This window comes from Nocardioides caricicola, from assembly GCF_039541135.1.
Taxonomy (GTDB): Bacteria; Actinomycetota; Actinomycetes; order Propionibacteriales; family Nocardioidaceae; genus Nocardioides; species Nocardioides caricicola.
In genome coordinates, this window is record NZ_BAABFQ010000003.1 from 754,553 (window position 1) to 778,802 (window position 24,250).

Genomic DNA, 24,250 nt, shown 5'->3' on the forward strand with positions numbered 1-24,250 from the left:
GGCCCTCTCGGGCACACTCGTTGCGCGGCGCGCCGGGGCCTGTTCACCCGGGCACTCTGGTTCCGCGGCCGTTGGACGGCAGTCGTCGCCCCTGGAGGCAACCTGAGAACTCTAGCGCGCGGCCTCACCAGCCACCGAATCCCCGTGTGATGATCGGGCGGTGGTACGACGTCTCGGGTTCCTCGTCATCATGCTCGCACTCTGCGGCGGCATCGCCCTGACACCCGTCGGGGCGGCGCAGGCGGCGGAGCGACCCTGGGCGCGCCTGGTGCCGGACCGGACCACCCAGGTGGTGCGCACGATCTCCAGCCGCGAGTACTGCCGGCAGGTGTGGTGCACGGTGACCCAGGCCTGGGAGAAGAACGCCGAGGGCCGCTGGCAGAAGCGTCGCGAGTTCCGGTCGACCATCGGCAGCAACGGATGGGGCAAGCAGCGCGAGGGCGACCGACGCTCCCCGAACGGCGTCTACGCGATCAAGACGACGTTCACCACCACGTCGGACAACCCGGGCCGGATGAGGTGGAAGCAGCGGCGCCCCACCTCCATCGTGTCGAGCAGCGCCGGCTCGAACTACAACACGTGGCTCGAGGTTCGCGGGGTCACCAGCGGCGACCGGCCGTCGATGCGCTCGGGCTGGGTCCTGGACTTCAACAACGTGCGGCTGCGTCCCGGCGCCGGGCCGGCTCCGGTCCAGGGCGCCGGGAGCGGGATCTTCTACCACACCTCGAAGCCCGGGCACTCGTGGTCGCCGACCGCCGGGTGCACCCAGGTCGGCAACGCCCGGCAGATGCGCTGGCTGCTCACGTGGCTGGACCCGTCCGCCAGTCCGCGCGTCGTCCAGAACCGCTAGCCGGCACCAGGACTCCGCTGGGCGTCACGCGACGGTGACCGGGTGCCTCACCACGGCGTCGAAGAAGTAGCCGTTGTCGTTGAAGGGCGTCTCCAGTGGCTGGGTGCGGCCCTTCGCGTCGGTCGCCCGGGCCATCAGCACGTACTGACCAGCGCTCGGCCGGGTCCACGAGTACGACCACTGCGTCCACCCCTGCTGCCGGGGCCGGCGCTCGATCCGGGCGCGGGTCCAGGTCGCGCCACCGTCGACGCTCACGTCGACCTTGACCACCGGACCCGCGCCGCTCCACGAGCGCCCGGTGAGCACGTGGTCGCGGCCCACGTCGAGCCCGGCGCCCCACGGCAGCTCCCAGGCCGAACGGACCGGGTTCACCGTCAGGGGCGGCGAGTCAGCCGGGTAGGACGGACCGGTCATCCGGTACCACTTCGTGTTCCACGGCGAGGTCAGCTCGGTGAGCGACACCTCCAGCGAGCCGAGCCACTTGATGCTCGCGATGCCGACCCAGCCGGGCAGCACGAGCCGCAGCGGGTAGCCGTGGTCGGGGAGCAGCGCGGCGCCGTTCGCCGACCAGGCGAGCAGCGCGTCGTCGAGCGCCTTGCTGACCGGGAACGGCCGGCGTACCGGGCCGTAGTCCACTCCCCCGGTCGAGTACGGCGCGTCGAGCCCGGTCGCCTGGATGGAGACCGCCGCCGGGTTGATCCCGATCTTCTCGATGACCTCGCGCAGCCGGACGCCCTCCCACTCCACGGTCCCGACCGCGCCGAGCGTCCAGGCGGTGCCCGAGGCCGGGGTGCCCTGCTGGGTGCTGAAGAAGCTGCGCCCGTTGCCGGTGCACTCGTGGGTGGTGACGAGCTTCGTGCGCGGCAGCTTCTTGAGGTCCTTGAGCGTCAGGACGACCGGGGCGTCGGCCGTGCGCGCCGTGCTCAGCCCGTCGCCGTACACCTTCAGCGCGTACGACGACGCGTCGATCGTCGGCGTCGCGGTGTGGTTGCGCACGAACAGGCGGGACTGCCGGGTCAGGTAGTCGCCGGGGCGCACCGACTCCCACTGCATCTCGGCGTTGGTGCCGTAGTCGACGAACCAGGACGCCGGCAGCGCCTTGAGGATCGCCGGGGCGCCGGCGATGGCACGCCCGAGGGGCGCCAGTCCGGTGGCGGCGATCCCACCGAGGACGGCGGCGGTGCGGAGGAGGGTGCGGCGGCTGGTGTCCATGTCGCGCACATTAACTCTAGTGACTTTCTCGAGTAAAGGATGTCGGCCCGGCGTGCCACGATGAGACGCATGCCTGCGACCCATCAGTCAGTCGAGAAGAAGCTGGGCGTGTGCAATCTCTGCGAGGCCATCTGCGGTCTCGAGCTCACGCTGACCGACGGTACGGTCACCGGCATCCGCGGCAATCCGGACGACCCGCTCTCGCGCGGGCACATCTGCCCGAAGGGCACCGCGCTCGCCGACATCCACGCCGACCCCGACCGGCTGCGGCGGCCGGTGCGCCGCGTCGGCGACCAGTGGCTCGAGATCACGTGGGACGAGGCCCTCGACCGCGTCGCCGACGGGTTGGCCCGGACGATCACCGACCACGGCCGCGACGCGATGGGGATCTACCTCGGCAATCCCAACGCGCACAGCCTCGGCTCGATGACGCACGGGACCGCGCTGGTGAAGTCGTTCCGCACCCGCAACAAGTTCAGCGCCACGTCGGTCGACCAGCTCCCCCACCAGCTGGTCGCGCACCTGATGTACGGCCACCAGCTGTTCCTGCCGATCCCCGACATCGACCGGACGTCGTACTTCCTCGTCATCGGCGGCAACCCGATGGCGTCCAACGGCTCGCTGATGACCGTGCCGGACTTCCCCAACCGGGTGCGGGCCCTCGAGGCACGCGGCGGCCGGATGGTCGTGATCGACCCGCGCCGCACCGAGACCGCGAAGGCCGCGACCGAGCACCACTTCGTGCGACCGGGCACCGACGCGCACCTGCTGCTGGCGATGCTGCACGTGCTGTACGACGAGGGGCTGACCCGGCCGGCTGGGTACGTCGACGGTCTCGACCGGGTCCAGGCCGCGGTCGCGCCGTTCACGCCGGAGCTGGCGGAGTCGGTCACCGGGGTCCCGGCGGCCGAGATCCGGCGGATCACCCGCGACTTCGCGGCCGCGGACGGGGCCGCGGCGTACGGCCGGGTCGGCGTGTCCATGCACCCGTTCGGCACCGTCTGCCAGTGGGCGGTGCAGCTGCTGAACCTGCTGACCGGGAACCTCGACCGCGAGGGTGGGGTGCTGGTCACCACCCCCGCCATCGACGCGGTCGGCACCGGCCTGATCGGGCGCGGCCATCACGACCGGTGGCGCAGCCGGGTGCGCGACCTCCCGGAGTTCTCCGGCGAGATCCCGTCGTCGGCGCTGCGCGAGGAGATCGAGACCCCCGGCGAGGGCCAGGTGCGCGCGCTGCTCACCCTCGCCGGCAACCCGGTGTCGTCGACGCCGGACGGCGCCGCGCTCGACCGCGCGCTCGGTGGCCTGGACTTCATGGCGTCGGTGGACATCTACGTCAACGAGACCACGCGGCACGCCGACGTGATCCTGCCGCCGACGACCGCGCTCGAGCGCGACCACTACGACCTGGTCTTCCACCTGCTCGCGGTGCGCAACACCGCGCGGTTCACGCCGGCGGTGCTGCCCGCCGAGGACGGCGCGATGCACGACTGGCAGATCTACCGCGAGATCGTGCTGCGCACGCACCGTCGCCTCGGCTCGAAGGTCCCGTTGAGCAAGCGGGTCCGGCTCTCCACCAGCCCGACGCGGCTGATCGCGCTGCTGCTGCGCCAGGGCGGCCGGACCACCATGCGCCAGCTGCGGGCGAACCCCGCGGGCGTCGACCTCGGTCCGCTGCGTGCCGGCCAGCTGCCGAAGCGGCTCCCGAAGCACCGCTTCGACGCCGCACCGGAGCTGGTGCTCGCGGACCTCGACCGGCTCACCGCGACACCGCCTCCGGGGCCCGACGAGCTGCTGCTGATCGGGCGGCGCCACCAGCGCGACTGCAACTCCTGGATGCACAACAGCCCTCGGCTGACCAAGGGCAAGCCGCGCCACCAGCTGCTCATGCACCCCGACGACCTGACGGCGCGCGGCCTCACGGACGGTGCCCTCGTCACGGTGTCGTCGCGGGTCGGCGAGGTCGAGGTGGAGGTCGCCGCGACCGACGACATGATGCCGGGCGTGGTCAGCCTCCCGCACGGCTACGGACACCGCCGGGAGGGCGTCCGCCTGGTCCAGGCGATCGACCTCCCGGGGGTGTCCGTGAACGACCTCACCGACCCCGAGCTGCTCGACGTGTCGGGGAACGCCGCGCTGAACGGCGTACCGGTGCAGGTCACCGCGTCGGTCAGCGGCTCAGTGCGTACTCCGGCTCCGGCTCGCTGACGACCTCGCCGCGAGGGCGGCGCGGAGGCCAGGGCCACCAGACCCGCTCGCCGAGCAGCACCATGATCGCCGGGAGCATGACGAGCCGGATCAGCGTGGCGTCGAGCAGGATCGCGGCCGAGAGCCCGACGCCCATCATCTTCATCTCCATCATGCTGAGCGTCGCGAAGATCGCGAACACCGAGACCATGACGGCGGCGGCGCTGGTGACGACACCGGCCGTGTCCTTCACGCCCTGCTCGACGGCCAGCTTCGTCGGCAGGCCGCGGCCGACGTGCTCACGCACCCGGCTCAGCACGAACACGTGGTAGTCCATCGACAGCCCGACCAGCACCACCAGCACGAACAGCGGCAGCCAGTTGATCACGAAGCCAGGTGTGGTGAAGTCGAGCTGTCCGCTCCCCCAGCCGTGCTGGAAGACCAGCGTCATCACGCCGAACGCCGCACCCACCGACAGCAGGTTGAGCACCGTCGAGACCCCGGCGAGCACGACGCTGCGGAATGTGATCACCATGATCAGCATCGTCAGCAGCAGCACGAACCCGATCACCAGGCCGAGCCGGCCCTGCTGCTTGGCCATGTAGTCGACCTCGTCGGCGGCGCCGCCACCGACGGCGTGCTCACCGAGTCCTGACAGGTTCGCGGGCACCAGCTCGTCGCGCAGCTCGTGCACGCCGTCGCTGACCCGCGGATCGGTCTCCTGGTACGGCATCCCCAGCACGAGCATCGACGTACGCCCGTCCTCGGACGTCTGCACGCCCTCGCCCGAGGCGACGAACCGCCCGGTGGCGACGGCGTCCTCGCTGAGCTGCTCGAGCGCCGCCGAGACCTCCCCCGCCGCGTCGGCGTCGGACTTCACGACCACGACCGCCGAGGCTCCCGCGTCGGCCGGGAACTGCTTGCTGATGTCGCGGTAGGTCTGCACCTCGGGGATCGAGGCGGGGAGCGTCTCGAGGGTCCCGGAGTGCGTCTTCATGCCGAGCGCCGGGATCGACAGGCCGACGATGACCGCACCCGCGAGGAGCAGCGCGACCAGCGGGCGGCGTACGACGGGACGCAGGATCCGGCCGCTGATGCCGCCGCGGCCGATGCGCCGGTTGAGCCGCCACACGAACGGGACGCGGGGCCGGTCGACCCAGCGTCCGAGCTTGACCAGCAGCGCCGGCAGCACGGTGATCGAGCCGAGCACGGCGACCGCCACCACGACGATCGAGCCGACCGCCAGCGAGCTGAACGTGACGTCCTGGACGAGGAACAGCCCGGCCATCGACGCGATCACCGCGCCGCCCGACACGAGGATCGAGTGCCCGGACGTCTGCGCCGCGATCTCGACCGCGTCCAGCGTGCTGCGGCCCTTCGCCCGCTCCTCGCGCTCGCGCTTGAGGTAGAAGAGCGAGTAGTCCACGCCGACCGCCATGCCGATCAGCACGATCATGCTGGCGACCGAGTCGTCGGCCGGGAACAGGTGCGACAGTGGTGCCAGCAGGCCGATCGTCGCGGCGACGCTGGTCGCCGCGAGCAGCACCGGGATGCCGGCCGCGATCAACGCGCCGAACGCCAGCAGCATCAGCAGGAGCGTCACCGGGAGGCTGATCAGCTCGGCCGAGCCGAGGTCGTCGGCCACCCGCTCGCCGATCGCCGCGTCGATGCTCAGGTCGCCGGCGGAGCGGACGTCGAGGTCGGGGTGGTCGGCCTGCACGGTCGCGACGGCCGCGGTGACGTCGGCGGCGTCCTCGGCGTCCGGGTCCATCTCGACCGAGACGAGCAGGGCGCTGCGGTCGGCGTTCCACTGCGCGTCGCCGACCGACACGACCTCGGGGACGAACTCGACCGCGCTGGTGACGTCGCGGGCGACCTGCTCGGCGGCCCCGGCGTCCAGCGGGCCGTCGGCCGCGCTGATCAGGACCAGCTCGGTGTCCGGGCTGTCGAGGCCGGCGGCCTCCACCATCGTGTCCGCGCGGCCGGACTCGCCGACCCGGTAGTCGGCGTCGGTGGTCTCCTGCGTCGGAACGGCGACGGCGAGTCCCACCGCCACCGCGACGAACGCGATCCACGCCAGGATCGCTCTCCAGGGATGCATCGCGCTCCAGCGCGCTGCTCGCATCGGTACTGCTGTCAGTGGGTTGCCCATGGCCGTCTCTTCCTCGGGTTCCGGATCGGTCCCCTCAACCCTCGGGGCGCGCGGCCGTCCGGTCAGGGGCGCCAGGTCCCGAACCGAAGTGGTGCTAGCACCACTGTTCGGAGCCGCCGGTCGCGGCAGGATGGGCGCAGTGAGCACCACCCCTGAGAACCCCAAGCCTCCCGGCCCCTTCCTGCTGACCGGGTACGCCGTCGCCCAGCTGGGCATGTCGATCGCCCTGCTCCTGCTGGTCGTGCTCTCGGTGCTCGGCGGCGTCCTCGCCGTGCTGTGGATCGGCCTGGTGCTGCTGGTCGCGGTGATCCCCGCGACCCGCGCGATCGCGAACGTGCACCGGAGGATGGCCGAGCGGGTGTTCGGGAGCCCGGTGCCGGATCCGTACCGACCGGTGCCCGGCGGCTTCTTCGGCCGGCTGCGCTCCTATGCCACCGACCCGATGACCTGGCGCGACCTGGCCTGGATGCCGGTCGCGTTCGTCGCGTCGTTCACGATCAACCTGGTCGTGCTCATCCTGGCGCTGGGCGTCGTCACCTGGTTCATCTGGTGGTTCGCGACCCCGTGGCTGATGCGAGCCCGGGCCGCGGTCGACCGGTGGTTCCTCGCCTACAGCCGCACCGAGCGGCTCGAGCAACGGGTGCAGGTCCTGACCGAGACCCGGGCCGACGCCGTCGACCACTCCGCAGCCGAGCTGCGCCGTCTCGAGCGTGACCTCCACGACGGGGCGCAGGCCCGGCTCGTCGCGCTGTCGATGAGCCTGGGCATGGCGGACGCCGCGTTCGACGCGGACCCCGAGCAGGCGCGCCGGCTCATCCAGGACGCCCGCGCGACCACCTCGTCCGCGATCGGCGACCTGCGGTCGGTGGTGCGCGGCATCCATCCCCCGGTGCTGGCCGACCGCGGCCTCGGCGGCGCCGTGCAGGCGATCGCACTCGACATGGCGATTCCGGTCTCGGTCAACGCCCAGCTCGACGGGCGGCCCCCGGCGCCGGTGGAGGCGTGTGTGTACTTCGCCGTCGCCGAGTGCCTGGCCAACGTCGTCAAGCACTCCGGCGCCGAGCACGCGTGGATCACGCTGGAGCACCGTGACGGGGTCCTGCACGCCCTCGTCGGCGACGACGGCGCGGGCGGCGCCGATCCGCAGGCCGGTACCGGCATGCTGGGCGTGATGCGGCGGCTGGCGGCGTTCGACGGCACCATGTCGGTGTCGAGCCCGACCGGCGGCCCGACCCTGATCACCCTGGAGGTGCCGTGCCCGCTGGACTCAGACTCGTCCTCGCGGAGGACCACGCCCTCCTCCGGGCCGGACTGATCCAGCTCCTCGAGGGCAACGGCTTCACGATCCTGCACGCGGTCGACAACGCCCCGGCGCTCGCGCACGCACTCCTCGACCCCGACGCGGACGCCGCGGTCCTCGACGTGCGGCTGCCCCCGACGCAGACCGACGAGGGCCTGCGCGCGGCGATCGCGGTGCGCGAGGCGCGGCCCGGCTTCCCGGTGATGGTGCTCTCGCAGTACGTCGAGCAGCTCTACGCCCGCGAGCTGCTGGCGTCCGGCACCGGCGCCGTCGGCTACCTGCTCAAGGACCGCGTGTCCGACGTCGCGGAGTTCGTCGACGGCGTACGCCGCGTCGCGGCCGGCGGCACCGTCCTCGACCCCGAGGTCGTCGCCACCGTGATGGCGCGCCGCCACGACGAGCCGCTGGACCGGCTCTCGCCGCGCGAGCGCGAGGTGCTCGGCCTGATGGCCGAGGGCCGCTCGAACGCCGCGATCGCGGCGCACCTGCACGTCACCGAGAAGGCCGTCGCCAAGCACATCAACGGCATCTTCACCAAGCTCGACCTGCCCCTCGACGAGGACGACCACCGCCGCGTGCGGGCCGTGCTCGCCTGGCTGCGGGTCTAGCGAGTGGGACGCGCAGTCAGGCCACGTCCAGCTCGAACCAGACGGTCTTCCCCGGAGCTCCGTCCCGGTGCGGGTGCCAACCCCACCGGTCGGCGAGCTCGTCGACCAGGAACAGACCGCGACCGGACTCTCCCTCGTCGCGGGAGCCGGTCATGGCATCGGCCGCTCGCTGCGCCCCACTTCGCGGCGCCGGCTGATCGTCGGAGGTGTCGGAGACCGCTACGCGCAAGGTCCGGTCTGCGACCACCGCATCGAGCACTGCGGCCTTGCCGGAGTGGATGACAGCGTTCGCGACCAGCTCGGTCGTCAGGAGCGCTGCAACGTCGGCGCGGTCTTCGCTGATCGGCGGAGGTGGGACGTTCGCACACAGGTCACGAACGGCGTGACGGGCGGTGCGTGCTGACTGGGGTTCAGCCTCCAGTCGCAGGGTCGTCTCGACCCGCCTCGTCACGGGCCGGCTGCCACGGGCATCCGTGCGGACGTCCGTGCGGGCGTCGTGCGTAGCGGCATCAGGGTTCGGACGTTCCACAAGGTCGCGGTCCACAAGCGTCTCCCGTCGAATCCGGTGTGTTGTCATCCTTGCCGCGCTCACCGCAGCGAAACGTAGGCCACCTCACACCTCGCCCCATCCGCATCCCGCAGCACTGCCGACAGCAGAACATGGCGTGTCCATAGTCCGCCCGGAGTCGCTCGTCCGTGCTTCCCCGCCTGCGCGAGACACCGATGGGCGAGACAGGTCGGCGCGACCTCGGCCCGGCGACCCTGCCCGCGTGACCCTGCGCGCGTGACGCCCGCTCGTGGGACTACTCGCGCCCTCTCGCACCGCCGTTCACTGGTCCGCACCACACGGCCCCCGGCATGAGAGGACAGGTGCGATGACCCAGTCGTCAACCGAGTTCGAGGACGAGCTCGAGATGGAGCACGAGTACGAGGACGAGGCGTTCCTCGGCGGTCTCGCCAAGATCGCCGGCGGCCTCCTCGGCGAGGAGGAGTACGAGTTCGAGGACGAGTACGAAGGCGAGCTCGAGGACGAGTACGAGATGGAGCTCGAGTCCGAGTACGAGTTCGAGGACGAGTACGAAGGCGAGTTCGAGGACGAGTTCGAGATGGAGCTCGAGTCCGAGTTCGAGTCGGAGGGCGAGTACGAGGCCGAGGACGAGTACGAAGGCGAGTACGAGCTCGAGGACGAGTACGAAGGCGAGTACGAGGACGAGCTCGAGTCGGAGGAGGAGTTCTTCTTCAAGAAGATCGGCCGGGCGATGCGCAAGGTCCCGTTCCGCAAGATCCTCAAGGTCGCCGGCCCCCTGGTCGCGACCGCGGTCGGCGGACCGGCGGCCGGCATGCTGGCCAAGGCCGTTGCCTCCCAGCTCGAGGGCGAGTTCGAGGACGAGCTCGAGTCGGAGCTGGAGGAGATGGCCACCGCGCCGGTGACCAGTTCCCAGGCGGAGGCCGAGTACCTCGCCGCCCGCGCCGCCACCACCGAGTCCGAGTCGGAGGCCGAGAGCTTCGTCGGCTCGGCCGTCGCGATGACGATCAGCCCGCGCGACCGCGCCGAGCTCGAGCGGCTGCTGCCGAACCTGCTCCGGGGCGCGTCGGTGCTCACCAAGATCCTGCACCGCAACCCCGCCACCCGGCCGGGCGTGCGGATGGTCCCCGGGATCGTCGGCTCGACCGCCAGCACGCTCGCCCAGATGCAGGCGTCCGGCCGCCGGATCACCCCGGCCGAGGTCGGCGCCGTCATGGCCGGCAGCACCCAGCGGGTGCTCGGCGACCCGCGCTGGCAGCGCGCCGTCACCCGGCGCCACGCCCGCGGCCTGGCCCACGTGCACCGGCGCCGTCACCACGGCGGCCGCCGCCCGCGCGGCTACCGCCCGGGTCCCCGGCGTACCGGACGGCCGGCGTACCGCCGCACCACGACCGTGCGCCGCGGTCCCGTCACCGTGCGCAGGCGTCCCACCCAGGTCCGGACCGTGCGGTCGCGCGCGAAGGTCGGGCGTCCCCGTCCCGGCGTCGTCCGCGTGGTGACCCCGGTGCGCATCCCCGCCAAGGGCGGCCGGCCGGCACGGACCGTGAAGGTCGTCAGCGACGTCAAGGTCCCCCGCGGGGCTGTCCCGTCCGGACGCCCGATCCCGGTGACCGCGAAGAAGCGGCGCTGAACCCCCACACCGACACAGGAGTCGACATGACCACGTTGAACCACCGCTATCCCGCGATCCAGGGCGAGTACGAGGACGAGTTCGAGGACGAGTACGAGCTCGAGGGCGAGTTCGAGGACGAGGCGTTCCTCGGCGGCCTGGCCAAGATCGCCGGCTCCCTCCTCGGCGAAGGCGAGTACGAGGACGAGTACGAAGCCGAGTTCGAGGACGAGTACGAGGAGGAGGCCTTCTTCGGGGGGCTGGCCAAGATCGCCGGCTCGCTGCTCGGCGAGGGCGAGTACGAGGGCGAGTACGAGCTCGAGGAGGAGGGCGAGTACGAGTTCGAGTTCGAGGCGGAGGCCGAGGCCGAGATGGAGTCCGAGTTCGAGCTCGAGGACGAGTTCGAGGAGGAGGCCGAGGAGGAGGCCGAGGGCTTCGTGAACCCGGTACGCCGCATCTACCGCGACGCCGAGTCGATGGCCAACCTCGCGGTCCGCGCCGAGCGCGCGCAGAGCGAGGCGGAGGCCGAGGCGTTCGTCGGGGCCCTGGTGCCGCTGGCGTCGAAGCTCATCCCCCGCGCCGCGAAGCTGATCGCGAAGAACGCGCCGACCCTGGTCAAGGGCGCGAGCCGGATCGCCCGGCAGCTGCGCCGCAACCCGCAGACCCGCAGGCTCGTGCGCGGCCTCCCGGTCGTGCTCCAGCGGACCGCCCAGAGCCTCGCCGACCAGGCCGCGAACGGCAAGGAGATCGACGCGACCACGGTGGTCCGCACGCTCGGCACGATGACCGGCCGGGTCCTCGGTCCGCGGCGTCGCCGGCGCGCGATCCGCGCGGTCAACACGTTCGACCGTCGCTACCGGCGCCGCGCCCAGTGGGCACGCCGCCAGCGCCCGGTCCGCATCCACGGTCGCGGCGTACGCCGTCCGGGCGTCCGCGCCCCGATGCGTCGTCCGGTGAACCGGCGGGTGAACCGCCGTGTCCGCCGTCGCTGAGCGGGTCGGCCCGCGTCAGCCCGTGCCCGTCGCCCGGGTGCGGAGGGCCGACTCCGCACCCGGACGCGCCGCGGTGGTGGCACGACACACCCCGCTGGTGTCGTTCTCGACCGGGCAGGGCGTCAACGTCCGCCGGCACTTCGAGGCGCTGCGGGACTTCCGCCGCAACGAGTTCGGCACGTCGATCGCCCGGCCGTCCGAGGGTCACGTGCAGGCCGTCAACGAGCTGCTCGGCCGGTTGCGCCGGCCGCTGGAGCGCGCGGTGTCCGACGTCGAGCGCGCCGGTCGCCAGGCCGCCCGCAACCCGGGCGCCTCCGACCTCGCCGAGCTGCTCCGGCTCAAGAGCAAGGCCCACGACTGGGTCCGCGCGACCGAGCGGGTGTGGGACTTCTACTACGAGCTGTTCGGCCAGCGGCAGGGCTCGTTCGGGCCGTGGCTCTACGCGTGCGACCGGATCGCGCTGGACTGCTACCAGCACATCTACATGCACCTCGGCCAGGCCCGGTCGATCCCGAGCCCGGCCCCGTTCGCCTACATGCGCACCGGCTTCTCCCCCGCGACGTACCGGCGCAACATCCCGCTGCGCAAGCTCGGGCGGCAGCTCAACCCGTTCCCGCTCGTGCAGCTGCCGTACCACCGGATGGTGAACCCCTGGACGATGGGCGCGATCCTGCACGAGGTCTGCCACAACCTGCAGAACGAGCTCGGGCTCGAGAACGAGATCCCGCGCGTCGTCTACCGCCGGCTGCGTGCCGCCGGGATGTCGGCCGGGGTCGCGCGCACCTACGCCCGGTGGAACCGGGAGATCTTCGCGGACCTGGTCGGGTGCATGCTCGGCGGCGAGGCGTTCGTCGCGTCGTTGATGGACGTGATCGGCCGGACCCCCGAGCAGGCGCTGGCGTTCTCGCCGCACGGCGTGCACCCCACGCCGTACCTGCGCACGTTCATCTCCACGCACCTGCTGCGCCGGATGGGCTTCGACGAGACCGCCACGCAGTACGAGCGGATCTGGACGCGGCTCTACCCGACGACGGCCGGTACGACGATCCCGCGGGCGGTGCTGGCCAGCCGCAAGGAGGCGGCCGCGATCGTGGTGGACGCGATGTGCTGGACCAAGTTCCCCTCGCTCGGCAACAAGTCCGTGCGTGAGGTCATCACGTTCGCGCCGCAGCAGCAGGCGATGATCGACGAGGCCGCCGGCCGGCTCGCCAAGGGCATCGATCCCGGTGTCGTGCCCGAGCGGTTCCTCATCGGCGCCGTCCGGGTCGCGGTGGACCGCGGCCTGGCGACGCCCGAGACCGCGATGCGCAACTTCTACGCCGCGCTCTCGGAGGGCTGACCGATGACCATCGCGCACGCGCTCCAGGACCTGCGGGCCTCGACCAGCCGGCTGTCCGAGGCGGTCACCGAGCTGGTGATGATCGCCCACGAGGACCGGCCGGACGGCAGCGAGACCGCCGCGGTCGACCACTTCGCCGAGCAGGTCTCCGAGCTCCAGAGCTCGGTCGTGATCGCCCACCACGAGCTCTCCCGCATCGACGGCCCGAAGCGGCTCGCCGACCGGATGGGGCTCGTGGACGAGGCGATCGCCGCGGCCGCGCTGCTCTACTGGCGCGACCTCCGCTCGTACGACGCCACCTCGGCCATGCGCCAGGCCGCCCGCCGCGGTGGCCAGGACTGGCGGTCGTGGCAGGTGAGCATCGAGCAGTCCCAGCACCGGTGCGAGCAGCCCCTGCTCGACGCCACGACCGCCGCCCGCGCCGTCTGGGTCGAGCTCGCCGAGCTGGTCTCGCTCTGGCTGGCGCACCCGCCACCGGTCCCCGTCCCCGACCCGTCCCCGACCACCGACGCCGGCGTACCGGCAGCAGAGAACACCAGGAGGAGCACATGAGCTCACAGTCATGCGGCCACATCCCCGTCGTCGACGTCGACCAGGCCTTCCCGGCGCTGGTGGGCACGTCGGCCGGCTCCACGGCCGGCGCCACGCACGACCTGGGCCCCACGGTCCGCGCGGCGATCCGCGACGTCCTCGGCGTGCGCAGCCGCGAGGAGGACGCCAAGGCGTTCACCGACGCGCTCACCGCGGCGTTCCGGCTCACCTGGGTCGAGGGCCACGTCGAGTCGCAGTTCGTGCCCCGCGGCTACGCGATCCAGGCCGACCTCGGCGCCGTCACCGGCGGCCAGGCCTCGCTGTACCGGCGCGCGATGGTGTCCCGCACCGAGATCCTCCGGATCCTCGACGGCCTCACCGCGCTGCGCAACGACGGCGACGACGAGGACATGGACGCCTACCGCACCATCGTCCGCAACGCCGTGCAGAGCCTGGTCGACGAGATCGGCGCCGCCGGCGGACCGCGGGTCGGGATGGTGGACGCCTACTTCACCGGCCTGACCGGCGGCGACCACGGACAGTCCCCCGACACGATCGGCGGCCAGCTCGGCGCCCTGCGCGACCGGTTCGGCCTGATCGACGACAACGTCAACACGATCGAGGAGGAGGGACTGCGGACGGCGTTCTGGACGCTGGTCGACATGGTCCGCGACCTCAAGGAGGCGTGGGACTCCCAGTCCCTGCACTTCGGCGGCGGCGACGGCGCCGGCTTCCTCGGCACCGAGCTGATCCTGCTCTCGCGGCTGATGGAGGCGGCGGCCGACCAGACCGAGGAGCTCGAGAACATCTTGGACTCCGTGCTGATCCCCCAGTCGGAGCGGCAGACCATCCGGCTGCACGACCGGTCGAACCTCACGCTCGACGGGCTGATCTCCTGGCTGCGCGCCTTCCTGTCCGACGAGGGCCGCCGGCTGGCGCAGGACGCCGGGCGCGACGGCATCGTGTCGGCCCTGACGCCGACCGTGCTCGCGCTGGCGCAGACGTTCAAGCGGTTCCTGGCCGACCCGATCATCCCGCGCGAGCCGCGGGCCGGACGGGTGCCGATCCAGTACCTCCCCGTCGGCTGCTGCCAGCAGTGGCCGGCCGGCATGTACTCCGCGCGCGTGCAGATCGCCGTGTCCAGCCTGTGCCGGCTGCTGATGGACCTGGCCCGGACCGCGCAGCGGATCGGGCGCTGGGCCGGGGTCGTCGTCATCGACGTCACCGTCTCGGAGGTCACCGGTCGCGTCGACGACGGCAGGCAGTCGCGCGCGGCGAACGTCGAGTTCCGCGGCCTGAACATGCGGCCGTCGTACATCCCGGCGTTCGTGAAGGAGGAGGTCCGCGCCAAGGGCGAAGGTCGCTGCACGGCCGAGCAGCTCACGCTCGACGACCTGGTCCTGCCGATGGACCTGTCCGCGACCTCGGACGGCGAGAGCGTCTCCGCGCTGTTCCGCATCGCGCCCGTGCAACGCGTCCTCGGCGAGGCCGGCGTCGAGTTCGACCGGGCCGGGGTGCTGCTGCCCGCCGCCGACGTGCCGATCGCGATCCTCGACCTGGAGACCGGTGCCGTCGTGCACGCGCCGTGGCCGACGACGTGGCCACGGCTCACGCGGGCCGACCGGCCGCGTGACGTCGGCAAGGGCCGGCACGTCCCGGACCCCGACGACGATGACCCGGACTGGAAGGTCGCCGACTACCGGCTGCACACCCGGCCGCGCTTCGACGACGACACGATCGACGGCGACGGCTTCCCACTCAGCGCCCGCAGCCTCGACTTCGATCTCGACGACGACCCCGACGAGGTCCAGGCCGCCGCCGAGGGGATGGCGAGCCTCGGCGCCGCGCTGCACGGCCAGTCCGTGTTCGCCCAGGCGAGGTACGACGCCCTGCTCGAGAACGCTCGGCTGCACCGCGACGCGGTCGCGCGGGCCGAGGGCCGACGCGGCGTGCTGGCCGCGCAGATCGAGGCCCAGGACGGCAAGCGGAACGCCGCGGGCGTCCGCAAGGACCAGCGCGACAAGATCGCGTCCGAGATCAGACGGCTCCGACGGCAGATGCGCGACGTCGACGGCGAGCTGACCGACTGCAACGACAAGCTCGCGCAGACCGAGGCCGAGCTGGCCGTGGCCGAGAAGCAGGTGGAGGCGCTTCGCGAGGCGCTGCAGAAGACCGACGGCGTCAAGCGGTACGTCGAACGTCGCCAGTCGAAGGTCGCCGCCATGAACGGCCGGACCACGGGTGAGGAGCACTGAGATGCTGACCGAGAAGGAATACCAGGAGCGGATCGACCGGATCCACGCGCTGCGCGAGCAGGTCGCCGACCGGCTCTCGGGGAGCCTGGTGTCGAACCCGGCCCTCGCCGAGGAGCTCAACGGCCAGATCGACGACCTCGTCGCCGCCGCCGTGCGCGCCGACGAGGCCGCCGGCAGGCCGCCGGACCTCGGCCTCGCGTCGCTGGTCGGCCTCGGCCCCGAGGCGGCCCAGCACTTCGGCGAGACGCTGACCTCGCAGGGCGTCACGCCGTACGACGACAACGTCAACTCCGAGCGCATCGTCGCCGTCGGCGACCTGTACTACCTGTACCAGCACGAGGCGATCGGCGTGTTCAAGGTCGTGCAGAAGCTCAAGGAGCTGTTCGAGTCCGGCGCGGTCCGGCTGTCGAGCGGGCCGGGCGCCTACCGGCTCTACCAGTTCGACCGGCGCGACGTGCTGCGCTACACGCGCAAGGACCGGTGGGACGCCTACCGGCGGGTGCTCGGCTACGGCAAGGGCCTCGGGTCCGCGCAGAGCCGCCCGAACACCGACTTCCACCTGCTGTTCGGGCACTTCGTCAACCAGGTCACGCTGTTCTGGCGCGACAAGCGCATCTCGGACGTGATCCGCGAGCGCGCGCTCGACCCGAGCTTCGGCTCGATCGCGGTGGTCCGGCGCTCCGGGCTCGACCTGCGCAACAACCTCAAGTTCACGTCGTTCGGTCACCTGAACGTGCTGCGCGTCGAGGTCATGCAGGTGCTCGAGGAGTGCTTCCGCATCCTCGGCTCGGAGGACGTCAAGGACCTGTTCGGCGCCGACAACGCGTGGGACGTCGTGGACGAGGTCCTGATCCGGTACTTCGACGAGCGGCTCCAGAGCTCGCCGCGGCAGCGGATGGCCGTCACCGGCCGGGAGGTGCTGCGCTGGCTCGCCGGTCCGCACATCCTGGAGACCGGGCGCGGCGAGTTCGAGACGCTGCTGATGGACATCGCCGAACCCGCCGAGGAGTGGCTGACGTCGGCCCAGGCCATGAGCCTGGCCCGGCGCACCGGCACCGACCGGGTGCTCCCCTGGGAGCAGCTCGGCCAGTCCGGGGTCGCGGCCCCGGTCGCCCACCGCAGCCCGCTCACGGTGCCGCCGCTCGTGCAGCCGCGCCGTGCGGCGCCGCCGGTGTACCCGCGACGTAGCGGTCGCGGCACCTACCGCGGCAGCCGTGGTGGCGTGCGCCCGAGTCGTCGGTAGCCGGGCTCCGCGTGATGGACGCCCGGCTCGGGGAGGCCCGACGTGCTGCTGCGCGGGCCGCCCCGGCCGCGCTGGACGACCTCGAGGCGTGGCTGCGGATCCCGTCCGTGAGCCGCACCCGCGAGGTCGGCCGCGCCGCCGACTGGGTGACGGCGTACCTGCGCCGATGTGGGTCGCAGGTACGCCGGCTGCCCGGGCCGGTCGTCGTCGCGCGGACCCGTGGCCGGGGCGGCGCCACGTGCGTCGTCTACGGCCACCTCGACGTGAAGCCGCCCGGTCCGGGCTGGACGACGCAGCCCTTCCGCCCGGTGCGGCTCGGGCACCGGCTGCAGGCCCGCGGTGCCAGTGACGACAAGGGCCAGCTGATGGCGCACCTGGTGGCGCTGCGCGCGTGGTCGCGGTACGGCGGCCCGCCCGGGGACGTCGTCACGATCGTGGACGGCGCCGAGGAGGTCGGCAGCCCCGGCCTCGGCGCGGCGCTGTCCGGCCTGCGTGAGCCGGTCGCGGGCGTGGTCGTGGTCGACACCCGAGCGGCGGGTCCCCGGCGGCCGACGGTGACGCTGAGCCAGCGCGGCGCCGTGCCGGTGCGCCTGGTGGTCGACGTCGGCGGGCAGCCGGTCCACGCGGGCCGGCTCGGCGGGGCGGTGGTCGACCCGGCGCTGGTCCTGGCCGACCTGCTCGGCCGCGCCTCCCGCGAGCTCGACCGGCTCCCCCGGCCACCCAGCCCGTGGCCGGCGCACCCGACGGCGGCCGCGATCCGCTCCGCCGCCGGCCGCCGGGCGGTGCACGCCGACGACCTGCCCGGGCGCGCCACGCGCCGCGGCACGCTGACGGTGAACCGGGTGCACGCCGCGGCCGCGGCCGGCGCCGTGCCGACCCGCGCCGCAGCATCGGTCGACGTACGCCTGCCGCCGGGGTCGCGGCCGGCCGCCGTGCTGGCCCGGCTCGAGCGGACGCTGCGACGCGCGCTGCCGCCCGGGGTGCGGCTCACGCTGCGCACCGGGACCGGGGACGGCGGGTCGCTGCTCGACCCGCCGTCCGCGGCCCGCGCGGCCGTCGACGCGGCGTGCCGCGCGGGCTACGGGCGGCGTACGACGACCGCCGCGTCGGGCGGTTCCATCCGCGCGGTCGACGTGCTGCGCCGCGTCTACGGCACGGCGCCGGTGCTGCTCGGGCTCGGGCCTGCGGACGACGGGGCGCACGGGCCGGACGAGTACCTCGACCTGCGCGAGTGGCCTGCCCAGGTGGACACCCACGTCGTCCTGCTGGAACGGATGGCCGCCGTCCGAACCACCCAGATGGACCACGGCAGGTGTCCGCCCGACGGTGCTACGTTCGCAAAGCCGGACGTTCGCATGGGGCCGAGGACGCCGGCACCGGACGCTCGGGAGCCCAGATGATCACGCACTCCAGTGACCAGGCCAGTGACCAGCACAGGGACCAGGCCAGTCGCCATCTCGCGGAGCCGGAACGTCTCGACGCGCTGCTCCAGCAGGTGTGCGAGATAGTCCAGGGCGGCCGGTACGACACCGACGAGCGCGAGGGCGTGCTGCTCGACGTGACCGTGGGACAGGTGCGCTGCCTGCTGGTGCACCAGGAGCCGTCGCGTGTCACCCTGTCGCCGCGCGAGCGGCAGATCGCGTTGATGGTCGCGCACGGGCGCACCAACCAGGCGATCGCGACGTCGCTCGACATCAGCGTGTGGACGGTGTCGACGCACCTGCGCCGGATCTTCGCCAAGCTCGCGGTGTCCAGCCGCGCCGAGATGGTCGCGCGTCTGCTCGCGGACCATGACTACTCGCCCATGGTCCTTCGGGACTAGGCGAGGACCGACCGCACCGCGTCTCGCGCCGACAGCGGGTCGGCGGCGGCAAGCGCGGCCTCGGCGGCGTCCTCGCAGTCGTCGACGGTCGCCCGAGCGAGCTGCGCGCCGACCGGGCGGACGGCGGCCGCGGCCATGGACAACGACGTGATCCCCATGCCGACGAGCACGCACGCGAGCAGCGGGTCCGCAGCGGCCTCGCCGCAGACGCCGACCGGCTTGCCGGCCCGGCGTCCCGCCTCGGCAGTGATCGCGATCAGCTGGAGCACGGCGGGCTGCCACGGGTCGGTGAGGTGCGCGAGGTCGGTGGCCATCCGGTCGGCCGCCATCGTGTACTGGGTCAGGTCGTTGGTGCCGATCGAGAGGAAGTCGACGACCTCGAGCATCCGGTGCGCGAGCAGTGCCGCGCTGGGCACCTCGACCATCACGCCGGCCTTCAGCCCGCGGGCGCGCACCTTGGCGGCGAACTCCGCGGCCTCGGCGACGGTCGCCACCATCGGTGCCATCACCCAGGCCTCGGTGCCGGTCGACGCGGCCGCGCGCTGGATGGCGTCGAGCTGGCGGTCGAGGAGCCCCGGGTTCTCGAAGGACAGCCGCAGCCCGCGAACGCCGAGGGCGGGGTTCTCCTCGCCCTCGAGGGTCGCGTAGGCGACCGGCTTGTCCGAGCCGGCGTCGAGGGTGCGTACGACGACGTACCGGTCGTCGCCGAACGCCTCCAGCACCTCGGCGTAGATGTCGGCCTGCTCCTCGACGGACGGCTCGTCCGTGCGGTTGAGGAAGCTCAGCTCGGTGCGGAACAGGCCGACGCCCTGCACGGGCGCGCTCGCGGCCGACCGGGCGGACTCGCCGTCGGCGACGTTCGCGAGGATCTTCACCGGCTCGCCGTCCGCCGTACGCCCCGGCCCGCTCCAGGACGCGAGCGCGGCGCGGGCGGCGACGTCCGCGACGACCCGCGTCTGAGCGGCCTCCGCGTCGGGTGCGGTCTCGACGGTGCCGGCGGTGCCGTCGACGAGCACCGCGGTGCCGGTGGCGACCGTCATCGCTCCCGCCACACCGACGACACACGGGATGGCGAGCTGCCGGGCGATGATCGCGGTGTGGCTGGTCGGGCCACCTCTCTCGGTGACCAGCGCGACGACCAGGGCCGGGTCGAGGCCGGCGGTGTCCGCGGGAGCGAGGTCCTCGGCGACCAGGACGCACGGCGCGGCTGGGACGCCGACACCGGGCTCCGGCTCGCCGACCAGGTGCGCGACGATCCGCAGCTCGATGTCGCGCAGGTCCGTCACCCGCTCGGCCATCAGGCCGCCCATCCCGGTGAACACGGTGACGAACTGCTCGACGCCCGCGTGCACCGCGGCCAGCAGGTCCTCCCCCGCGCGCAGGTGCTTGCGGACCGCGCCCCGCAGGCCCTTGTCACGGGCCAGGCCGGCGCCCGCCGTCAACACGTTGGCGGCGTCACCGGACGCGGCCGCGGCCTTGCGTACGAACCCGTCGGACACGGCCTGGGCGGCGTCGTCGTACGCCGCGAGCGCCGCGTCCGCGTCGGCGTAGGCCGCAGCGTCGAAGCGTGCGATCGCCTCCGGCGAGACCTCGGCCCGCACGACCAGCGCGGGAGCGAAGGCCACGCCCGGAACCACGGGCGTGCCCCGGAGAGCGGGTTCTGAGCTGGTGACCATGACCACAGTCAACACCGCCCCAGGGTTGACAGTCAACACGTTCGGGCGTAAAACAACATATACACAGATTCACCCGACCCGGAGGAGCGCGACCAGCATGTACGCCGAGGAGCGCCAGCAGGCGATCGCGCAGCTCGTCATCGAGCGCGGCCGGGTGTCGGTCAACGAGATCGCGGCGCAGTTCGACGTCACCACCGAGACCGTGCGCCGCGACCTCTCCGCCGTGGAGCGGATCGGACTGGTCCGCCGGGTGCACGGTGGCGCGGTGCCGGCCTCGGCGCTCGCGGCGATCGAGGCCGGGCTCCTCGAGCGCGACCAGGCGAACACCGACGCGAAAGACCGGATCGCCGAAGCCGCGCTCGACCTGCTTCCGCCCGCGGACGGGACCGTGCTGCTCGACGCCGGCTCGACGACCGGCCGGCTGGCCCGCCAGCTCCCCCGCGACCTCCGGCTCACCGTCGTCACGCACGCCGTCCCGGTCGCGGCGCGGCTCGCTGGGGGGCCGAACGTCGACCTGCACCTGTTGCCCGGCCGGGTCCGGTCCACCACCCAGGCCGCGGTCGGCGCCGACACCGTGATCGCGCTCGAGCGGATCCGTGCCGACGTCGCGTTCGTCGGCACCAACGGGCTCAGCGTCGGGCACGGGCTGTCCACGCCCGACCGTGACGAGGCCTCGACCAAGCGCGCCATGGTCGCCGCCGCGCGCCGCGTGGTCTGCCTGGCCGACTCCAGCAAGGTCGGCACCGAGTCGCCGATCCGGTTCGCCGAGCTCGCCGAGGTCGACGTCGTGGTCACCGACGCCGGGATCGCCGCCGCCGACCGGCGCGACCTCGAGCGCGCCGGCGTCCAGGTCGTGGTCGCATGATCCTCACGCTGACCCCGAACCCCAGCCACGACCGCACCGTCGCGCTCGGCGGGAGGCTCGAGCGGGGCGCCGTGATCCGCGTCGAGTCGGTGACCTCGCAGGCCGGCGGCAAGGGCGTGAACATCTCCCGCGCGTCGGTCTCGGCGGGCATCCCCTCCATCGCCGTCCTGCCGGCCGACCCCGACGACCCGTTCGTGCACGAGCTGCTGAGCGCCGGCATCGACTGCCGACCGGTCCCGACGTCGGGCACGCTGCGGGTCAACCTCACGATCAGCGAGCCCGACGGCACCACCACCAAGCTCAACAGCCCCGGCCCGACGGTCGACCGCGAGGTGCTCACCGCGCTGACCGACTCGTTGCGCCGCCGCGCCAAAGACGCCGACTGGGTGGTGCTGGCCGGCTCGCTGCCACCGGGTGCGCCCGTCGAGTGGTACGCCGAGCTGGTGGCCGCGCTGCGAGGCCAGACCGCCCGGATCGCGGTCGACACCAGCGACGCCCCGCTCCGCGCCCTGGTCGACGGCCTCGACCTGGGAGCGCCACACCTGATGAAGCCGAACGGCGCGGAGCTCGCCTCACTGACAGGCACCCCCGCCGCCGGCGACGCGCTCGAGGCCGACCCGCCCGCCGCCGCGCGCGCCGCCCGCACGCTGGTGGACCGCGGCGTCGAGGCCGTGCTCGCCACGCTCGGCCCGCACGGCGCCGTCCTGGTGACCGCCGACGGGGCCTGGCACGCGACCCCGCCGCCGGTCGACGTGGTCAGCACCGTCGGCGCCGGTGACTCCAGCCTCTTCGGCTACCTCCTCGGGGACCTGCGCCAGCAGGCACCCGCCGACCGACTCGCTCTGGCAGTCGCCTACGGCAGCGCCGCCGCAGGCCTCCCCGGCACGACCATCCCCCACCCCCGCCAGGTGCACCCCGAGCAGGTCTCGGTGCGCGCCCTCGACCTCACCCCGGGAGGGTGACATGACCGATCTCATCAACGCAGGACTGGTGCGTCTCGACGCCGACCTCGGCTCCGAGAAGCACGAGGTGATCCGTGCCCTCGCGCGGATCGTCGGCGACGCCGATCGCGCCGCGGACGTGGACCAGCTCATCGAGGACGCGTTCGCCCGCGAGGCGACGTCGGCGACGGGACTGCCCGGCGGCATCGCGATCCCGCACTGCCGCACCGAGGGCGTGACCGAGCCGGTGCTGGCGTTCGCCCGGCTCGAGCCGAAGGTCGACTTCGGCGCCAAGGACGGCCCGGCCGACCTCGTGTTCCTGATCTGCGCCCCGGCCGGCGGCGGCAACACCCACCTCCAGCTGCTCACCAAGCTGGCGCGGGCACTGGTGAAGCCCGCGTTCACCGACTCGTTGCGCGACGCCGAGACCCCCGAGCAGGTGGCCGAGCTGGTCAGCGACGTGGTCGGCACCGCTCCCCCGGCCGCTCCCGCTCCAGCCGCGTCCGCCCCGGCAGCCGCGGCGCCGGCGAAGCGCCGCAGCCTGGTCGCGGTCACCGCCTGCCCGACCGGCATCGCGCACACCTACATGGCCGCCGAGGCCCTCGAGGCCGCGGCCGAGCGGGCTGGAGTCGACCTCGCCGTCGAGACCCAGGGCTCGGCGGGCGCCAAGCCGCTCGCCCCTGCCACCATCGCCGCGGCGGAGGCCGTGATCTTCGCGGTCGACGTCGGGGTCCGCGACCGGCACCGGTTCGCCGGCAAGCCGCTGGTGTCCTCGGGAGTGAAGCGCCCCTTCGACCAGGCCGACGAGATGATCGCCGAGGCGCTGCGCTACGCCGACGACCCGAACGCCCCGCGCGTCGAGGGTTCCGGCGGCAGCGGCGGTGGCAGCGCCGGTGACGGCTCGGGGGCCGCCACCGGCGGCGCGGGCGAGTCCTGGGGTGGTCGCACCCGCCGGGTGCTGATGACCGGGGTGTCGTACATGATCCCGTTCGTCGCCGCGGGCGGCCTGCTGATCGCCCTGTCGTTCCTGCTCGGCGGCTACGAGATCGTCGGCCCGTACGGCGACATCGCCGTCAACAACTCGATCTTCGACCTTCCCGACCCGGAGGCCCTCGGCCTCGAGCACGCGCTGTTCGGCTCCGGGCTCGCGGCCTACATCGGCGCGTTGTTCTTCATCATCGGCAAGACGGCGTTCATGCTGTTCATCCCGGCGCTGGCCGGCTACATCGCCTACGCGATCGCGGACCGGCCGGGCATCGCCCCCGGCTTCGTCATGGGTGGCCTTGCGGGGAACATCTTCAACGTCCAGACGTCCGCCGACCCGGCGGTCTCGATGCCCGTGACCGGGTTCATCGGCGCGATCATCGGTGGCGTGCTCGCCGGCGTCGTCGCGCACTGGATCGGCGGCTGGAAGGTGCCGACCTGGGCCCGCGGCCTGATGCCGGTGATGGTGATCCCGCTCTTCACCTCGGTCATCGTCGGGCTGCTGATGATCATCGTGTTCGGCAAGCCGATCGCCTGGCTGATGGAGCAGCTCACCGAAGGGTTGAACAGCCTCAGCGGCGGCTCGGCGATCATCCTCGGCGTCATCTTGGGCCTGATGATGGCCTTCGACATGGGCGGCCCGCTCAACAAGGTGGCCTACAGCTTCGCCGCCGCAGGCGTCGGCGCGGCCGGCGCGGCCAGCGACTCCCCCGAGCTGAAGATCATGGCGGCCGTCATGCTCGCGGGCATGGTCCCGCCGATCGCGCTCGCGCTGGCCACCGTGCTCCGTCCTCGGCTGTTCACCTCCGCCGAGGACGAGAACGGCAAGGCGGGCTGGGCGCTCGGGCTGTCGTTCATCACCGAGGGCGCCATCCCGTTCGCCGCGGCCGACCCGTTCCGCGTGATCCCGGCGATCATGCTCGGCAGCGCGGTCACCGGCGGACTGTCCATGGCCATGGACGTCGCGGTCCGGGCCCCGCACGGCGGCATCTTCGTGCTGTTCGCCGTGCACAACATCCTCGGCTACTTCATCGCGCTGATCGCCGGCACGGTGGTCGGGGCGGTTGCCGTGATCGTGCTCAAGTCCATCGGGCGAAGCCCGGCCCACGAGTCCGCGGACGACCGCGAGCTCGCCACCACCTGACCTAGGAGATTTCC

19 protein-coding genes are annotated in these 24,250 nt (G+C 72.8%); 15 read left to right on the forward strand and 4 right to left on the reverse strand.

Annotated elements, in window-relative coordinates; all coding sequences use genetic code 11:
• The first annotated feature begins 160 nt into the window (after window positions 1–160).
• A complete protein-coding gene (locus tag ABD875_RS05460) occupies window positions 161–850 on the forward strand; it encodes a L,D-transpeptidase family protein (protein ID WP_345172002.1) in 690 nt (229 codons plus the stop codon).
• Window positions 851–874: 24 nt separating this feature from the next.
• On the opposite strand, the gene ABD875_RS05465 is transcribed toward ABD875_RS05460, so the two are convergent.
• The gene (locus ABD875_RS05465) at window positions 875–2,062 is read right to left on the reverse strand and encodes a sulfite oxidase (protein ID WP_345172005.1); all 1,188 of its coding nucleotides are present in this window, start codon (window positions 2,060–2,062) and stop codon (window positions 875–877) included.
• Between the two features lie 69 nt (window positions 2,063–2,131).
• Here ABD875_RS05465 and ABD875_RS05470 point away from each other — a divergent pair, with 69 nt between their 5' ends.
• Window positions 2,132–4,270: a molybdopterin-dependent oxidoreductase gene (locus ABD875_RS05470; RefSeq protein WP_345172007.1), complete on the forward strand. Its 2,139-nt coding sequence runs from the start codon at window positions 2,132–2,134 to the stop codon at window positions 4,268–4,270.
• Here ABD875_RS05470 and ABD875_RS05475 read toward each other — a convergent pair.
• Window positions 4,233–6,374, reverse strand: coding sequence for an MMPL family transporter (locus ABD875_RS05475; protein WP_345172009.1), 2,142 nt, complete (start codon window positions 6,372–6,374; stop codon window positions 4,233–4,235). The two genes, ABD875_RS05470 and ABD875_RS05475, sit on opposite strands and share 38 nt — an antisense overlap.
• 166 nt (window positions 6,375–6,540) lie before the next feature.
• On the opposite strand from ABD875_RS05475, the gene ABD875_RS05480 reads away from it, so the two are divergent.
• On the forward strand, window positions 6,541–7,716 hold the full coding sequence (locus tag ABD875_RS05480; protein WP_345172011.1) for a sensor histidine kinase: 1,176 nt from the start codon (window positions 6,541–6,543) through the stop codon (window positions 7,714–7,716).
• Window positions 7,656–8,309: a LuxR C-terminal-related transcriptional regulator gene (locus tag ABD875_RS05485; RefSeq protein ID WP_345172013.1), complete on the forward strand. Its 654-nt coding sequence runs from the start codon at window positions 7,656–7,658 to the stop codon at window positions 8,307–8,309. The genes ABD875_RS05480 and ABD875_RS05485 overlap by 61 nt, the downstream gene beginning before the upstream one ends.
• Before the next feature lie 16 nt (window positions 8,310–8,325).
• Here the strand turns inward: ABD875_RS05485 and ABD875_RS05490 are convergent, their stop codons facing one another.
• Window positions 8,326–8,886: an ATP-binding protein gene (locus ABD875_RS05490; protein ID WP_345172691.1), complete on the reverse strand. Its 561-nt coding sequence runs from the start codon at window positions 8,884–8,886 to the stop codon at window positions 8,326–8,328.
• A gap of 298 nt (window positions 8,887–9,184) precedes the next feature.
• Here ABD875_RS05490 and ABD875_RS05495 point away from each other — a divergent pair, with 298 nt between their 5' ends.
• Genes ABD875_RS05495 through ABD875_RS05530 form a run of 8 tightly spaced genes read left to right on the forward strand, consistent with a single transcriptional unit; the run spans window position 9,185 to window position 18,626 of the window.
• Window positions 9,185–10,465 (forward strand): hypothetical protein, encoded by a 1,281-nt coding sequence (locus ABD875_RS05495; protein ID WP_345172015.1) that lies wholly within the window; start codon window positions 9,185–9,187, stop codon window positions 10,463–10,465.
• A 26-nt stretch (window positions 10,466–10,491) separates the two neighbouring features.
• Window positions 10,492–11,436, forward strand: a complete 945-nt coding sequence (locus ABD875_RS05500) for a hypothetical protein (RefSeq protein ID WP_345172017.1) — start codon at window positions 10,492–10,494, stop codon at window positions 11,434–11,436.
• Entirely contained in the window at window positions 11,420–12,775 is a 1,356-nt protein-coding gene (locus tag ABD875_RS05505) for a hypothetical protein (RefSeq protein ID WP_345172019.1), read from the forward strand. Before ABD875_RS05500 ends, ABD875_RS05505 begins: the two co-directional genes overlap by 17 nt.
• A 3-nt stretch (window positions 12,776–12,778) precedes the next feature.
• Window positions 12,779–13,327: a hypothetical protein gene (locus ABD875_RS05510; protein WP_345172021.1), complete on the forward strand. Its 549-nt coding sequence runs from the start codon at window positions 12,779–12,781 to the stop codon at window positions 13,325–13,327.
• Entirely contained in the window at window positions 13,324–15,561 is a 2,238-nt protein-coding gene (locus ABD875_RS05515; protein ID WP_345172023.1) for a hypothetical protein, read from the forward strand. Before ABD875_RS05510 ends, ABD875_RS05515 begins: the two co-directional genes overlap by 4 nt.
• Window position 15,562: 1 nt before the next feature.
• Complete coding sequence (locus ABD875_RS05520; RefSeq protein ID WP_345172025.1) at window positions 15,563–16,804, forward strand: hypothetical protein; 1,242 nt, start codon at window positions 15,563–15,565, stop codon at window positions 16,802–16,804.
• Window positions 16,805–16,818: 14 nt separating this feature from the next.
• Complete coding sequence (locus ABD875_RS05525) at window positions 16,819–18,204, forward strand: M20/M25/M40 family metallo-hydrolase (protein ID WP_345172027.1); 1,386 nt, start codon at window positions 16,819–16,821, stop codon at window positions 18,202–18,204.
• A complete protein-coding gene (locus ABD875_RS05530; RefSeq protein ID WP_345172029.1) occupies window positions 18,201–18,626 on the forward strand; it encodes a helix-turn-helix domain-containing protein in 426 nt (141 codons plus the stop codon). Before ABD875_RS05525 ends, ABD875_RS05530 begins: the two co-directional genes overlap by 4 nt.
• Here ABD875_RS05530 and ptsP read toward each other — a convergent pair.
• On the reverse strand, window positions 18,623–20,302 hold the full coding sequence (gene ptsP / locus ABD875_RS05535; RefSeq protein WP_345172031.1) for a phosphoenolpyruvate--protein phosphotransferase: 1,680 nt from the start codon (window positions 20,300–20,302) through the stop codon (window positions 18,623–18,625). The genes ABD875_RS05530 and ptsP overlap by 4 nt on opposite strands.
• A 97-nt stretch (window positions 20,303–20,399) precedes the next feature.
• Between ptsP and ABD875_RS05540 the strand changes: the two genes are divergently transcribed.
• The 3 genes from ABD875_RS05540 to ABD875_RS05550 are packed head-to-tail and all read left to right on the forward strand — an operon-like array spanning window position 20,400 to window position 24,236.
• Window positions 20,400–21,167 carry a DeoR/GlpR family DNA-binding transcription regulator gene (locus tag ABD875_RS05540; RefSeq protein ID WP_345172033.1) on the forward strand — a complete coding sequence of 256 codons (768 nt, stop codon included), beginning with the start codon at window positions 20,400–20,402 and terminating at the stop codon, window positions 21,165–21,167.
• Window positions 21,164–22,129, forward strand: a complete 966-nt coding sequence (locus tag ABD875_RS05545) for a 1-phosphofructokinase family hexose kinase (RefSeq protein WP_345172035.1) — start codon at window positions 21,164–21,166, stop codon at window positions 22,127–22,129. Before ABD875_RS05540 ends, ABD875_RS05545 begins: the two co-directional genes overlap by 4 nt.
• A 1-nt stretch (window position 22,130) precedes the next feature.
• Window positions 22,131–24,236: a PTS fructose transporter subunit IIABC gene (locus ABD875_RS05550; RefSeq protein ID WP_345172037.1), complete on the forward strand. Its 2,106-nt coding sequence runs from the start codon at window positions 22,131–22,133 to the stop codon at window positions 24,234–24,236.
• Window positions 24,237–24,250: the final 14 nt, after the last annotated feature.

Bases quoted from the DNA above. Each gene is read 5' to 3' on its own strand.
- ABD875_RS05465 (WP_345172005.1), bottom strand. From the start codon at position 2,062: ATGGACACCAGCCGCCGCACCCTCCTCCGCACCGCCGCCGTCCTCGGT.
- ABD875_RS05470 (WP_345172007.1), top strand. From the start codon at position 2,132: ATGCCTGCGACCCATCAGTCAGTCGAGAAGAAGCTGGGCGTGTGCAAT.
- ABD875_RS05475 (WP_345172009.1), bottom strand. From the start codon at position 6,374: ATGCGAGCAGCGCGCTGGAGCGCGATGCATCCCTGGAGAGCGATCCTG.
- ABD875_RS05490 (WP_345172691.1), bottom strand. From the start codon at position 8,886: ATGACAACACACCGGATTCGACGGGAGACGCTTGTGGACCGCGACCTT.
- ABD875_RS05495 (WP_345172015.1), top strand. From the start codon at position 9,185: ATGACCCAGTCGTCAACCGAGTTCGAGGACGAGCTCGAGATGGAGCAC.
- ABD875_RS05500 (WP_345172017.1), top strand. From the start codon at position 10,492: ATGACCACGTTGAACCACCGCTATCCCGCGATCCAGGGCGAGTACGAG.
- ABD875_RS05510 (WP_345172021.1), top strand. From the start codon at position 12,779: ATGACCATCGCGCACGCGCTCCAGGACCTGCGGGCCTCGACCAGCCGG.
- ABD875_RS05515 (WP_345172023.1), top strand. From the start codon at position 13,324: ATGAGCTCACAGTCATGCGGCCACATCCCCGTCGTCGACGTCGACCAG.
- ABD875_RS05520 (WP_345172025.1), top strand. From the start codon at position 15,563: ATGCTGACCGAGAAGGAATACCAGGAGCGGATCGACCGGATCCACGCG.
- ABD875_RS05525 (WP_345172027.1), top strand. From the start codon at position 16,819: ATGGACGCCCGGCTCGGGGAGGCCCGACGTGCTGCTGCGCGGGCCGCC.
- ABD875_RS05530 (WP_345172029.1), top strand. From the start codon at position 18,201: ATGATCACGCACTCCAGTGACCAGGCCAGTGACCAGCACAGGGACCAG.
- ptsP (WP_345172031.1), bottom strand. From the start codon at position 20,302: ATGGTCACCAGCTCAGAACCCGCTCTCCGGGGCACGCCCGTGGTTCCG.
- ABD875_RS05540 (WP_345172033.1), top strand. From the start codon at position 20,400: ATGTACGCCGAGGAGCGCCAGCAGGCGATCGCGCAGCTCGTCATCGAG.
- ABD875_RS05545 (WP_345172035.1), top strand. From the start codon at position 21,164: ATGATCCTCACGCTGACCCCGAACCCCAGCCACGACCGCACCGTCGCG.
- ABD875_RS05550 (WP_345172037.1), top strand. From the start codon at position 22,131: ATGACCGATCTCATCAACGCAGGACTGGTGCGTCTCGACGCCGACCTC.